Below are 13272 nucleotides of genomic sequence, written 5' to 3' on the forward strand. Positions count from 1 at the left end.
ACCATCCTTCGGATGGTCCCCCTCCCCTTACAGTGAAGGAAAAAGTGGCCGTCCGCTGACGCCCTTTTCATCTCTCGGCAAGCCGAGGTTCAGCCTCTTTCCATCACTTTAACCTCCGAGGAAGCCTGCGCCACCCGATCGGCGCCGGGCAGGAATGGAGAGCGGTGCATGGCGCGAACCGCGAGCCTTGCGATGATAGCCCCGGTGCTGATGGTCGCGGCCCCCGTGCACGCCGCCGATCCCGCGCGCGACGCCGCCTGGGCGGAACGGCTCGGCTGGGGCCCGTCCGCCGCGCCCGCCAACGGCCCCGCGCCGGGCAGTGACGCCTGGCTGCGGCAACAGTTGGACGACCAGCCCGCCCCCCTGCCCCCGGCGGTGCAGGCGCAGATCGATGCCATGCGCATCTCGAAGGAACGTGTCGCCGCGCTGGTGGTCGAAACCGACGCGATGCAGCGCGACCTGAAGGCGATCACGGACCTCGACCAGCGCAAGGCCGCGCGCGAAGCCTATCAAAAGGCGCTGAACGGCCTGGCCGACGAGGCGCGGCAACGCTTCATCCTGCGCGCGCTCTATGCGCCCGACCAGCTGCGCGAGCGGATGACCTGGTTCTGGTTCAACCATTTCAACGTCCAGGCGAACAAGCGCGACATTCGCGCGATGGTCGGTGACTATGAGGAAACCATCCGCGCCCATGCGCTGGGCCGGTATCGCGACCTGCTGGAGGCGACACTGCGCCACCCGGCGATGCTGCGTTATCTGGACAATGACCAGAATGCCAAAGGCAAGATCAACGAGAATTACGCGCGCGAGATCATGGAGCTGCATTCCATGGGCGTCTGATCGGGCTACAGCCAGCAGGACGTGCAGGAGCTGGCGCGGATCCTGACCGGGGTAGGCGTCGACCAGAAACCCGACGCGCCCAAGTTGAAACCCGAACTTCAGCCGCTCTACCTTCGCGCCGGGCTGTTCGAGTTTAATCCGGCGCGCCACGACTTTGGCACCAAGCATTTCCTGGGTCACACCATCCAGGGATCGGGCTTTCACGAGGTCGAACAGGCGCTGGACCTGATCGCCGACAGCCCGGCGACGGCGCATCATGTCTCGCTGAAACTCGCGACCTATTTCATGGGCGACAAGCCGCCTTCCGCGCTGGTCGATCGCATGGCGGCGACCTTCCGCAAGAGCCATGGCGACATCGCCGAGATACTGAAGACGATGATCCGGTCGCGCGAATTTTCCGGCTCGCTGGGCAGCGGGTTCAAGGACCCGGTCGGCTACACGCTGTCGGCGGTGCGGCTGGCCTATGGCGACCGGCTGGTCACCAATCCCCAACCGGTGGTCGGCTGGATACGCCAGATGGGCGAAGGGCTGTACGATCATGAAACGCCCGACGGCTATGACCTGTCGAGCGCGGCCTGGTCCGCGCCCGGACAGATGGCGACGCGGTTCGACATCGCCCGCCAGCTCGGGAATGGCGCGGCGCGACTGTTCCAGCCCGCCGACACCCCGCCGGGTACCCCGCCACCCCCATCCCCGCCACCGGTGCTGAAGGACTCCGCGATCATCGCCGCGCGGATGCCGTCGCTCGGCAAGCCGACGCTCGCCGCGCTCGGCCAGGCCCGCTCGCCCGCCGAGTGGAATGCGCTCTATTTCTCCTCGCCCGAATTCATGCACCGATAGGAGGATCGCAGGATGCTTTCCCATATCCACCGCCGTGACCTGCTCCGTGGTGCCGCAGCACTCGCCCCTATGGTGATGGCGGGCCGCGCCTTTGCCGCGCCGCAAGCGGGTAGCCGGTTGCTCGTCGTCTTCCTGCGCGGCGCCTATGATGCGGTGAACATCGTGGTGCCCAGCGGCAGCGACTTCTATCACCAGTCGCGCCCGACGATCGCGCTGCCCAAGCCCGATCTGGCCAACCCCAACGCGCCGTTGCCGCTCGACGGCGACTGGGCACTGCATCCGACGCTGAAGGACTCGATCCTGCCGCTATGGCAGGCCAAGCAGATCGCCTTCGTGCCGTTCGCGGGCACCGACGATATGAGCCGCAGCCATTTCGAGACGCAGGACACGATCGAGCTAGGCCAGCCGGTCGGCGGGCACCGCGATTACGGCTCGGGATTCATGGCGCGGCTGGCCGATATATTGGGCACGGGCGAGCGGCCGATCGCCTTCACCGACCAGTTGCCGTTGTGCTTTCGCGGCGGGGACGATCCCATCCCCAATCTCGCGCTCGCCAATGTCGGCAAGCCGATCGACCAGCGCCAGGCCGCGCTGATCCAGAGCATGTATGCCGGGCATCCCGACCTCGCGCGCTCGGTCAGCGAGGGCTTTACGGTGCGCGACACGGTGTACAAGACGCTCGACCAGGAGATGAAGGCGGCCAGCCGGGGTGCCGTCTCGGCCAAGGGCTTTGCGCTATCGGCGCAGCGGATCGGGACGCTGATGCGCGACCGGTTCAACCTGGCCTTTGTCGATGTCGGCGGCTGGGACACCCATGTAAATCAGGGCGGCGCGACCGGTTATCTCGCCGACCGGATGGGCGATCTGGGCCGGGGCCTTGCCAGCTTCGCACAGGCGATCGGTCCCGATGCCTGGCGCACCACCACGGTCGTCGTCGTATCGGAGTTTGGCCGAACCTTTCGCGAAAATGGTGACCGAGGCACCGATCACGGTCATGGCAGCATCTATTGGGTGATGGGCGGCGGCGTATCGGGTGGGCGCATGGCCGGCGAACAGGTCGCACTGTCCGCCGCCACGCTTAACCAGAACCGCGACCTGCCCGTGCTGACCGATTACCGCGCGCTAATCGGCGGGTTGGTCCAGCGGCAATTCGGGCTGTCAACCGACCGCCTGGGGACGCTCTTTCCCGATACGCGCCCGGCCGATCTGAATCTGGTCTAACCCGCCCGATCCGCTCCCGGCCTGCGCATGAATCTCGTCGAGCACATCGTCGAGCGTGAGCCCGGCGAGCTTGTCCTCCAGCGCCTCGCGCACCGGAGTCAGCATCGTTTCCAGACTGGCGGTGATATGCCGGTCAATCAGCCCTTCACCTTCGGGCGGCTGGCGGTGAAAGGCGAAGAAATTCCGATCCTCCACCGCCTGGTACACTTCGACCAACCGGATGTCGGCGGACGGTTTGGCCAGCATCGCGCCGCCGCGATTGCCCAGCTGCGACCGGGTCAGCCCCGCCGCCGCCAGCCGCAACAGCAGCGCGCGGACCACCGCCGCGTTGGAATTGACGCTGACCGCGATGTCTTCGGAGCGCAGCGGCGCATCACCATGCTCCGCCATCAGGGCAAGCATGTGAAGCGATACGACAAATCGGGTACTGGTCGGCAAGTAACGGCTCTCCTCTGGCGTCCCGGCCCCCATGTCAGTCCTGGGCCAGCAATCGTCGCCACCCTATATGGCGACGTTACGCATCATAATCCATGTTACTTTTATACTAGGCTGGCGTCTTAACGCGCGAACCAGCTATGGTATCCGAAGCTGCCCACGAAACCATGAAACGGCAAGGGGCTATAGGGGCATGCCCCTGCTCGGCGCGATCATCCTTGGCGGATGCACCATCGCCGCCGCTTGCCCTGTTCGGCGATCCCGATCAGCGGGCTGGGACTTTGATCTCGAACAGCTCGGGCCAGTTCTTGCCCGTCACGAAGATGCGGTGCTTCACCCGGTCATAGGCGATGCCGTTGGGCACCGAATCCCGGTCGGTCATCCCGACCCGCGCGACTAGGTCGCTCAGGTCGACGACACTCGCCACCACGCCCGTCCGGGGATCGATTCGGACGATATAGGGCGTCATCCAGACATTGGCCCAGATCTGCCCGTCGATATATTCCAGCTCGTTCAGATATTTGAGCGGCCGACCATTGACCGTGACGTCCAGCGTGCGCACGACCTTCATCGTCGCTGGGTCCAGGAAGCGCAGGCGCGGCGTGCCGTCCGACAGGATGATCTGCCGCCCGTCATCGGTCATCGCCCAGCCTTCGCCGTCATAGCGCCACTCGCCGATGCGTGTCAGCGCCGGGCGGCTCCAGCGAAAGCCGCGCCCGCCATGCCAGGTGACGCTGCGCAATTCCTTGCCCCAGGCGACGATCCCCTCGCCGAACAGGCCATCGGGCACCGTCGCGTGTCGCAGCGTCTTGCCGGTCGCCAGATCGACCTGCCGGATCACGCTCTGCCCCTCGCGCCCGGTGCTCTCGTACATCTGGCCGTCGGCGATCAGCAGCCCTTCGGTAAAGGCGGTGGTGTCGTGCGGATAGGCGCGGACCAGCTCGGGCTTTTGCACCGGTGCCGGTTGCGGCTGGGCTTGCGGTGCGACCTGTTGCGCGGCGGCGGGCAGCGCAAGGGCCAGGACCAGCGGCAGGAACGCGCGGATCACAGCGTGCGCACCAGCCGCGAGACCCGCGCGATCCAGGCGGGCGCCGGCACCGTCACGCCCGCCGCGCCCGGTTCCAGCGGCAACAGGTGCAGCTCGCCCGGCAGGAAACCCGCCAGCCGGGCAAAGACATAGCCACCGGCAGAGCGGGGCACGAGGATATCGCGATTCATGGCGTCGGCGAACCTATCCGGGGCCAGCGGTTCGCACCAGAGCTCATCGCCCGCGCGATAGTCGCCGATCGCGCCGGTCACCGTCACCGCCAGCATTCCCGGCGTGGCGCAGGGCGGCGAGACGGCGCGGGCGCTGCGCGGCGCCACCGCCCCGCGCGGGCCCAGGAGCGCGGCGACCGGCAGGGTCTCGCGCACCGGCAGGGTGACCAGATCGGCGGTGGTGCAGCCCAGCGCGGCGGCGATCCGGTTCAGCCAGGGAAGCGAGACGGTGCGCGTCCCCATCTCCAGCCGCCCGATCGTCTGCGGCGTGGTCGGCGGGCAACAGGCGCGCGCGACATCGTCCAGGGTCATGCCCTTGGCGCGACGCACCTCGCGGATCGCGGTGATCATCGCCCTGTTCCCCTCCAAACCACGCCCACACCCCCTGCTCGGCACCGCTGGCGGAGCCGGTCCGGTTGGGCTAAGCGCCCACCTCTATCCTGTCGGAGTTATCGCGATGCGGTTCGGACTCGTCAAATGCCATGGGTCGGGCAATGATTTCCCGATGATCGACGCGCGCGCGCTGTCGCTGGGCGACGCCGAATGGGCGGGCGTCGCACGCGCGCTGGCGGATCGCAGCGGGCCGGTCGGCGGCGACGGCCTGTTGCTGCTGGTGCCGGGCGACGAGCGCTCGGCCTTCGGCATGGTGATGCGCAACAGCGACGGCAGCGAGGCGGAAACCTGCCTCAACGGCGTGCGCTGCGTCGCACGGGCAGGGTTCGAGGCGCTGGGCATGACCGAGGCGACGGTGCGGCTGAAGACCTCGCACGCCGATGCGGTCCAGGACGCCGATCTGGCGCCGGGCGTCTACACGGTACGCGAAACCGCCGGGCCCGCCGGGCTTTCGACCGTCACCTGGCCGATCCACGGCGCGCCCGAGCAGCTGGTCGAGGCGGTGCTGCCGATGCTGGATGGCGAGAAGCGTTTCACCGCCGTCACCATGCCCAATCCGCATCTCGTCCATTTCGTCGAGACGGTGGATGAAGCCGAGCTGGTCCGGCTGGGCGCAATCTGCGAGGCCGCGCCCGACTGGCTGCCTCATCGCGCCAATGTGTCGTTCGTGGAGGTACGCGGGGACGCGCTGTTCGTCCGCACCTTCGAGCGCGGCGTCGGCCTGACCGACAGCTGTGGCAGCGCGATGGCGGCCTCTACCTATGCCGCGTGCCTGACCGGACGGATCGCCTGGGACGTGCCAACCGTGGTGTTCAATCGCGGCGGCCTGGTCCGCGCCTTTGCGGGCGAGGATGGCATGGTCACGCTGTCGGGCAATGCGACCTATGAATGGGCGGGCTCGGTCGACGTCGACCTGACCACCGAGACGGCGAGCGACCTGGTGGTCGAACGCCGCTATCCCGACGAGATCGCGGCGTGGGAGGCGGCAAAGCGGGGGTAACGGCGTCCCGGCGGTCGCCCCCGACGCAACGCGACGTCCGCCCGCGCGTTCACCCACCATGCTCCCCGTTCGCCGCCAGATCGCCGACCAGATACGCGACGTGGTCGGCAGTCGCGAACTCGACCTGCGCCGTCCGCCTGGTGATGACGGGCTCTTCGGACCGGACTCGGCCACCTGGGCGGTGCATGGGGACTTCACCGCGATGATGGCGGGTGGCATCGCCTCGCTGCTCGTCCAGATGCTCCATCCCGCCGCCTTGGCGGGGGTATGGGACCATAGCGATTTCCGTCGTGACATGGCCGGGCGGCTTCGGCGCACAGCCGGATTCATCACGGTCACCACCTATGGCTCCACGCAAGCGGCGGAGCAAATGATCGCCCGCGTCCGCGCGGTGCATGACCGGGTCGGCGGCACCCTGCCCGACGGCACGCCCTATGCGGCAAACGACCCGCACCTCCTGACCTTCGTCCATGCCGCCGAGGTGGACAGCTTCCTGCGTGCGCACCGCACCTATCGCGATCCCGATTTCCCGGATGCCCAGGCCGACCGCTACCTCGCCGAGATGGCGGTGATCGCCCGGCGGCTGGGGGCGGAAGATGTGCCCGAGGACCGCCGTCAGCTGGCCCGCTTCCTGGAGGCGATCCGCCCCGAGCTGCGCGTCAACGCCCGTATGCGCGCCGTTGCCCGCACGCTCCTGAACCAGCCCGCGCCCAGCCCCGCCCTCGCCCCGGTCAGCGCCTGGCTGACCCAAGCGGGCATCGCCCTGCTGCCGGACTGGGCGGCGCGGTTGCATGGGCTGGAGGGTTACGGCGCGATGCGCCCCGCCATCCGGGCTGGGACGCGCGGGCTGGGCGGCGCGATCCGCTGGGCCTTGGCGGGGTAGAAAGGGTTCGCGCAGAGGCGAACAACCTATAGTGCGCCCAATCCGCGCAGCGCCGCCAGGTAACCGCGCATCCCCTCCAGCGCCTTGTCGGTCAACACCATGAAGGCGCGGCGGCGGTCGACCGGATCGGACTGGCGCGCGAACAGCCCTGCCTCGGTCATCCTGCCGATCCAGCGCAGCGCGGTGGTCGGCGCGACGGCGGCGGCGATGCACAGGCTGGATACCGACACGCGCGTATTCTCCAGATGCGCGGCATAAAGGTCGAGCAGCATGTCCCAAGCCGGTTCCTCGAACAGCGCGCTGCCGAAGAACCCGTCGCGCAGCCGCCGCGCGCGGATCATCCGGCGGACCAGTGCGGCATCGCCCGGCTGTGCGCGGGCGGGGGCCGCGTGAAAGCTCTGGTGCCGGTCGTTGAGGCTGCCGTTTCGTTCCTCTTCCTCGGCCACCGACAGCCGGGCCAGCGCCTCGGCAATGCGCGCAACTTCGGCATTCAGCCGCCGCAGCCGTTCCGATTCCCCTTCGCGGACATAGGCGTGGAGAACCCCTGCGCCGCTATTGCTTGCCCCCGCCAGCGCCAGCGCGGCGACCAGTTCCAACGGGCTGGCGTCGCACAGCATGGCGACGCGCGGGCCGAGCAGCATCGCGGCGACCAGATCGATATCCGCCGTCGCCATGCTGACCACGATGGGCAGGTCCAGCGCAGTCGCCACCGCATCGATCCGGGCGAGCGCGATCTCCATCGCCCCGGCCTCGCCGCCGTGCGTGTCGATCATCAACAGCGGTCGCCCCGCCTGTTGCCCGATCTCCTCCGCCACCGCGGCCCATTCGACCGTACGCAGCACCCGCCCCCCGGCCTGGCGCACCGCATCACTCGCGGCGGCGGCCAGCGCGGATGCGCTGATCACCACGACCGCAAAGCCGCCTCCGTAAAGCTCCTGTTCGTCCACGCCATTCCCCCGCGACCCGCCAGGCGGGTTCGTCCATCGTCACGGTCGCAAGGACGCGGCGGGGGCCGTTATCGGCCTGCCCGCCCGCATCCTCGCGACCCCGACCGACGTCCGGGAGTCGACGTCAGTCCGAATCGGGCACTCAGCCGAGCGCCTTGACGATCTCTTCGACCATCTTCTTGGCGTCCGCCAGCAACATCATGGTGTTGTCGCGATAAAAGAGCTCGTTATCGACCCCGGCATAGCCCACGCCGCCCATCGACCGCTTGATGAAGAGCACCGTCTTGGCCTTTTCCACGTCGAGCACCGGCATGCCGTAAATGGGCGAGGACTTGTCGGTCTTGGCCGCCGGATTGGTCACGTCATTGGCGCCGATGACGAAGGCGACGTCGGTCTGCGCGAACTCGGCGTTGATATCTTCCAGCTCGAACACCTCGTCATAAGGCACGTTCGCTTCGGCCAGCAGCACGTTCATATGACCGGGCATCCGGCCCGCCACCGGGTGAATGGCGTATTTGACGCGCACGCCTTCCTTCTTCAGCAGGTCGCCCATCTCGCGCAGGACATGCTGCGCTTGTGCCACCGCCATGCCGTAGCCGGGGACGATGACGACCTGTTCAGCCTGGCTCATCAGGAAGGCCGCATCCTCGGCGCTGCCGCGCTTCCACGGCCGGTCGACCGCCGCGCCACCGCTCGCGCTTCCCGCATCGCTCGCGCCGAAACCGCCCGCGATGACGCTGATGAAGCTGCGGTTCATCGCCCGGCACATGATGTAGGACAGGATCGCGCCCGAGCTGCCGACCAGCGCGCCGGTGATGATCATCGCGCCATTGTGCAGCGTGAAGCCCATCGCCGCGGCGGCCCAGCCCGAATAGCTGTTCAGCATCGACACCACGACCGGCATGTCCGCGCCGCCGATCGGCACGATCAGCAGGAAGCCGATCGCGAAGGACAAAATGGTGATCGTCCAGAAGATCCACGGTGCCTGATCCCGCGTGAACATCGCCACCAGGATGACGATCGCGCCCAATATGCCGAGGTTCAGCGCATGGCGGCCGGGCAGCAGGATCGGCTTGCCGCCCATATTGCCGTTGAGCTTCAGGAAGGCGATGACCGAGCCCGAAAAAGTGATCGCACCGATCGCGACACCCAACGCCATTTCCACACGGCTGACGACATGGATGCTGGCAAAGGGCTGGCCGATCATCGGCACCACCATGTCGGCGATGTCGAACGCAACCGGGTTGAGGAAGGCGGCGCAGGCAACCGCCACGGCGGCCAGGCCGACCAGGGAGTGAAAGGCGGCGACCAGCTGCGGCATTGCGGTCATCGCAATGCGGCGGGCGGTTGTAATGCCGATCAGAGCACCCAGGCCAATGGCGGCGAGGATTTCGCCCATCGTGCTCATATCCGGCAACATGCGCGGCGCGGCTCCTTCGCCAGCCGGTAGGTGCGTCACCAGCGTCGTGACGACGGCAATCGCCATGCCGATCATGCCGAAGCGATTGCCCCGCTGGCTGGTCGTCGGGCTCGATAGCCCGCGCAGCGCCAGGATGAAGCATACCCCCGCCACCAGATAGGCGAGCGACACCCAAGGATTGGCGGCGACAGTCTCGACCGCAGGAGCGAGCGGCGCGGGCGCGACGGGGGCGATCACGAGCGCTTCTCCTTCTTGCGGTACATGGCGAGCATTCGCTGCGTCACCGCAAAGCCGCCGAAGATGTTGATGCTGGCCAGCACGACGGCCCCGAGCCCCAGCCACTTGGCCACGCCCGATCCGGTCGCGCCCGAAGACGCCGCCGCCGCGATCAGCGCACCGACGATGATGACCGAGGAGATGGCGTTGGTGACCGCCATCAACGGCGTGTGCAGCGCGGGCGTCACCGACCAGACGACATAATAACCGACGAAACACGCCAGCACGAAGACCGACAGGATCGATATGAAGTCCATGTTTAATCCTCCCCGGAACGGGGAGGGGGACCGCTCGCCGCAGGCGAGTGGTGGAGGGGGGCCGCCACCAGCGAGACGATCGAGGCGGCGACCGCCTCTGCATCGCGCAGGATATCGGTGGCTCCAATCCTTATGACCCTGTACCCGTTTTCACTCAAATATCGGTCACGCGCAGTGTCACGGACGGGTCGTGTCTCGACGCCATGAATGGCACCGTCGACCTCGACAATCAGGCGCGCTTTCGAACAGAAGAAATCGGCAACATAGCATCCAACGGGATGCTGCCGCCGGAATCGCCAACCGCTCGGTGAGCCGCGCAGTTGTTGCCAGAGCATCACCTCAGGCAGCGTCATGGTTCGACGCAGCTTGCGCGCCAGCGCTACTTCAGGCCGAGCCATTGCCCGCGCGCCCCCTCCACCGGCTTCGCCGGTCCCCCTCCCCGTTCCGGGGAGGATCATGAAGTGAGCCTCGGGTTCACCACCTGCCCGCCCTTGGTCAACCGGATCGCGTCGCCGATCTCGGCGTCGAGCACCGGGCGTCCGGCCTCCTTGTCCCAGAAGGCGGCCAGGAAATTGTGCAGGTTGCGCGCGAACAGCGCCGAGGCGTCGGCCGCCAGGCGGCTGGGCATGTTGCGGTGGCCGATGATCGTCACGCCGTGACGCTGGACCACCTCGCCCAAAACCGCGCCCTCGACATTGCCGCCCGCTTCCACCGCCAGGTCTACGATGACGCTGCCCGGGCGCATCGTCGCGACTTGCGCATCGGTGACGAGGCGCGGCGCGGGGCGGCCGGGGATCAGCGCGGTGGTGATGACGATATCCTGCTTGGCGATATGCCCGGCGACCAGTTCGGCTTGCGCGCGGCGATATTCCTCGCTGGTCTCGCCCGCATAGCCGCCGGCGCCTTCGCCCTCGATGCCCGCCACGCCCTCGACGAAGATCGGCTTGGCGCCCAGCGACTGGATTTGCTCCTTGGTCGCCGAGCGTACATCGGTCGCCGACACCTGCGCGCCCAGCCGCCGGGCGGTCGCGATCGCCTGGAGCCCGGCGACGCCGACCCCCATCACGAAGACGCGCGCTGCCGGAATGGTGCCCGCCGCCGTCATCATCATCGGAAAGGCGCGGCCATAGGCGCTCGCCGCCTCCAGCACCGCCTTGTATCCCGCCAGGTTCGATTGGGAGGACAGGATGTCCATCGACTGGGCGCGGGTAATGCGCGGCATCCAGTCCATGGCCAGCGCCTCCAGCCCCGCCGCGCCGTAAGCCGCCACCGTCTCGGCCCGGCGAAAGGGATCAAAGGCCGCGACCACCCAGGCCCCGGGCGCGGTCCCCGCCAGCGTCGCGGGCTCGGGGGCCTGCACCGCCAGCACGATCTCGGCCCCGGCCAGCACGCCCGAGCGGTCCGCGACCTGCGCGCCCACCTGTTCGTAATCGCCATCGGCAATCCCGGCCGCCGCGCCAGCCCCCCGCTCGACCGCCAGGGTCGCGCCCAGCGCGATCAGCTTTTTGACCGTTTCCGGCGTGGCGGCGACGCGGGCCTCACCCGCGACGGTCTCGTGAAGGACCGCGATCCGCAGGGACACCGGGTCAGGCGATCAGCCAGAGGACGATGGCCACCAGGATGGCGACCGCGACAGCGCCCCATTTGAGCAGGCCGATCATCAGGTCATAGGTGGCGACATGCGCCTTCATCTCGCCGGTGCCGCCGCTGATGCCGGTGTCGTTGCCCGCCATGATCCTCACCTCCGCTATCGGCCCTGCGAACCTTTGGCCGCCGCATGATCCATCCCCGACCTTATTCACCGGGCCGGAGGGATCAACCCCGAAACGTAACGAATCCCGCGACTCGGGGCCCGACGTCGATCTTAAAAAAGCGATATCGCCTTTCCGACGACAGAAAAGAGATTGTCCCGAATTAACGCAGATTTTAACAAAGTCTCGGCATACCGCCCTGAATTGGGACTACGGGACATTTTATGACGCGCAACGGCCAACGTCTGCTGCTGCTGATCGACGACGAACCTGCCCAGCGTCGGCTGATCGCCGCCCTGGCGCAGCGCGGCGGCTGGCGCACCCTGTTCGCCACCGATGCGGACATGGCGGCCTCTGTCCTGGGCTCGGCGCAGGGGCGCGAGCTCGACGCGGTGCTGATCGACCATTGGGCCCCCGGCGCGGACGCGACCCAGATGATCGCCGATGTCCACACGCTGCGTCCCGAACTGCCCATCCTGATGCTGACCGCCAACGACTCGGTGGCGCAGGCGGTGGCGGCGATGCGCGCGGGCGCGACCGATTTTCTGGTCAAGCCGCTGGCCCCCGAACGCCTGCTCGCCGCGCTGGAGGCCTGTGTCGCCGCGCAGACCAGCGGCGAGCTGCGCCCGCTGACCGAGAAGATCCCCGCGCTTCTGGCCTTTGACGAGATCGTCGGCGACGCGCCCGAATTCCGCGCCGCCATCGCGATTGCGGCCAAGGCGGCGCGCGCGCGCGTCTCCGTCCTGATCGAGGGCGAGGGCGGCGTCGGCAAGGAATCGCTGGCCGAGGCGATCCATGTCGCCTCCCCGCGCGCCGAACGGCCGATGATCCGCGTCAACTGCGCCGCGACCGCCGCCAACCTGCTCGACAGCATCATCTTCGGTCATGAGGAGGGCGCCTTTGCGGGCGCGTTCGAGCGGCGCATCGGCAAGATGGTCGAGGCGGACGGATCGACCCTGTTCCTGGACGAGGTGTCGGGCATGCCGCTGGAGACCCAGGGGCGGCTGTTCGACATGCTGCAATCCTCGACCATCGTGCCGCTGGGGGCCCGCCATGCGCGCGAGGTGGATGTCCGCATCATCGCCGCGACCGACGGCCGCCTGTTGGAGGCGGTCGAGGCCGGGCGGTTCCGCGAGGACCTGTATTACAAGCTCAACGTCGTCCATGTCGCGGTGCCGCCGCTGCGCGACCGGTCAGACGACGTGCCCGCGCTGACCCGCCATCTGCTGGCGCGGATCGCGCAGCAGCCGGGCCTGCGCCAGCTCGACATCACCGATACCGCGCTCGACCTGCTGCGCCGGTACGACTGGCCGGGCAATGTCCGCCAGTTGCAAAACGCCCTCTTCCGCGCCGCAGTGCTGTGCGAGGGCGATGCGCTCACCCCGGCCGACTTCCCGCAGATCGCCTCGCTGGGCGACCGCCCTTCGGTCAGCGCCTCGAGCGGCCAGGCGTTGCAGAATGGCGGGATCAACCTGTTCCGTCCCGACGGCAATCTGCGCGCGCTGGAGGATATCGAGGCCGACGTCATCCGCCTGGCGATCGGCCATTATCGCGGCCGCATGACCGAGGTCGCGCGGCGGCTGGGGATCGGTCGGTCGACGCTTTATCGCAAGCTGGGCGAACTCGGCATCGACAACGCGGCTTAAAACCATTCCTCCCCTGCAAGGGGAGGGGGACCAGCGAAGCTGGTGGAGGGGGCGTGCCGCCAGGGACGTCCTGCGCGGAAGCCCCCCCCCCCCCCCCCCCCCCCCC

Annotated in this window: 13 protein-coding genes and 1 pseudogene; 5 read left to right on the forward strand and 9 right to left on the reverse strand. The window is 68.0% G+C overall.

Annotated features, from left to right (window positions below; translation table 11 throughout):
• Positions 1–210: 210 nt before the first annotated feature.
• A pseudogene (locus tag SSA01S_RS17565) lies at positions 211–1680 on the forward strand (DUF1800 domain-containing protein).
• Between the two features lie 12 nt (positions 1681–1692).
• Positions 1693–2901, forward strand: a complete 1209-nt coding sequence (locus SSA01S_RS17570; RefSeq protein ID WP_206378791.1) for a DUF1501 domain-containing protein — start codon at positions 1693–1695, stop codon at positions 2899–2901.
• On the opposite strand, the gene SSA01S_RS17575 is transcribed toward SSA01S_RS17570, so the two are convergent.
• The 3 genes from SSA01S_RS17575 to SSA01S_RS17585 all read right to left on the reverse strand — a co-directional run bounded on the left by SSA01S_RS17575 (position 2839) and on the right by SSA01S_RS17585 (position 4944).
• Positions 2839–3372 carry an Rrf2 family transcriptional regulator gene (locus SSA01S_RS17575; RefSeq protein WP_272867565.1) on the reverse strand — a complete coding sequence of 178 codons (534 nt, stop codon included), beginning with the start codon at positions 3370–3372 and terminating at the stop codon, positions 2839–2841. The genes SSA01S_RS17570 and SSA01S_RS17575 overlap by 63 nt on opposite strands.
• A gap of 229 nt (positions 3373–3601) precedes the next feature.
• Positions 3602–4384, reverse strand: coding sequence for a glutaminyl-peptide cyclotransferase (locus SSA01S_RS17580; RefSeq protein ID WP_244885704.1), 783 nt, complete (start codon positions 4382–4384; stop codon positions 3602–3604).
• Entirely contained in the window at positions 4381–4944 is a 564-nt protein-coding gene (locus SSA01S_RS17585) for a helix-turn-helix domain-containing protein (protein WP_061781432.1), read from the reverse strand. The genes SSA01S_RS17580 and SSA01S_RS17585 overlap by 4 nt, the downstream gene beginning before the upstream one ends.
• A gap of 106 nt (positions 4945–5050) precedes the next feature.
• Here SSA01S_RS17585 and dapF point away from each other — a divergent pair, with 106 nt between their 5' ends.
• Positions 5051–5986 carry a diaminopimelate epimerase gene (dapF, locus tag SSA01S_RS17590; RefSeq protein WP_061781433.1) on the forward strand — a complete coding sequence of 312 codons (936 nt, stop codon included), beginning with the start codon at positions 5051–5053 and terminating at the stop codon, positions 5984–5986.
• A 58-nt stretch (positions 5987–6044) separates the two neighbouring features.
• Positions 6045–6869, forward strand: a complete 825-nt coding sequence (locus SSA01S_RS17595) for an oxygenase MpaB family protein (RefSeq protein WP_061781434.1) — start codon at positions 6045–6047, stop codon at positions 6867–6869.
• 26 nt (positions 6870–6895) lie between these two features.
• On the opposite strand, the gene SSA01S_RS17600 is transcribed toward SSA01S_RS17595, so the two are convergent.
• The 6 genes from SSA01S_RS17600 to SSA01S_RS19675 form a co-directional block, all read right to left on the reverse strand.
• Positions 6896–7816 carry a winged helix DNA-binding protein gene (locus SSA01S_RS17600; protein ID WP_061781435.1) on the reverse strand — a complete coding sequence of 307 codons (921 nt, stop codon included), beginning with the start codon at positions 7814–7816 and terminating at the stop codon, positions 6896–6898.
• 142 nt (positions 7817–7958) lie between these two features.
• Positions 7959–9473, reverse strand: a complete 1515-nt coding sequence (locus tag SSA01S_RS17605; RefSeq protein ID WP_061781436.1) for an NAD(P)(+) transhydrogenase (Re/Si-specific) subunit beta — start codon at positions 9471–9473, stop codon at positions 7959–7961.
• Positions 9470–9769 (reverse strand): proton-translocating transhydrogenase family protein, encoded by a 300-nt coding sequence (locus SSA01S_RS17610; RefSeq protein ID WP_058717865.1) that lies wholly within the window; start codon positions 9767–9769, stop codon positions 9470–9472. Before SSA01S_RS17610 ends, SSA01S_RS17605 begins: the two co-directional genes overlap by 4 nt.
• Positions 9770–9771: 2 nt before the next feature.
• The gene (locus tag SSA01S_RS19285; protein ID WP_082795172.1) at positions 9772–10167 is read right to left on the reverse strand and encodes an endonuclease domain-containing protein; all 396 of its coding nucleotides are present in this window, start codon (positions 10165–10167) and stop codon (positions 9772–9774) included.
• Positions 10168–10223: 56 nt separating this feature from the next.
• A complete protein-coding gene (locus tag SSA01S_RS17615; RefSeq protein WP_061781440.1) occupies positions 10224–11345 on the reverse strand; it encodes an NAD(P) transhydrogenase subunit alpha in 1122 nt (373 codons plus the stop codon).
• Between the two features lie 10 nt (positions 11346–11355).
• On the reverse strand, positions 11356–11502 hold the full coding sequence (locus SSA01S_RS19675) for an aa3-type cytochrome c oxidase subunit IV (protein WP_240954521.1): 147 nt from the start codon (positions 11500–11502) through the stop codon (positions 11356–11358).
• A gap of 242 nt (positions 11503–11744) precedes the next feature.
• On the opposite strand from SSA01S_RS19675, the gene SSA01S_RS17620 reads away from it, so the two are divergent.
• Positions 11745–13166: a sigma-54-dependent transcriptional regulator gene (locus tag SSA01S_RS17620; RefSeq protein WP_061781437.1), complete on the forward strand. Its 1422-nt coding sequence runs from the start codon at positions 11745–11747 to the stop codon at positions 13164–13166.
• The last annotated feature ends 106 nt before the right edge of the window (positions 13167–13272 follow it).

Origin of the sequence: Sphingomonas sanguinis NBRC 13937, assembly GCF_001591005.1 — a bacterium.
In the GTDB taxonomy this organism is placed as follows: domain Bacteria; phylum Pseudomonadota; class Alphaproteobacteria; order Sphingomonadales; family Sphingomonadaceae; genus Sphingomonas; species Sphingomonas sanguinis.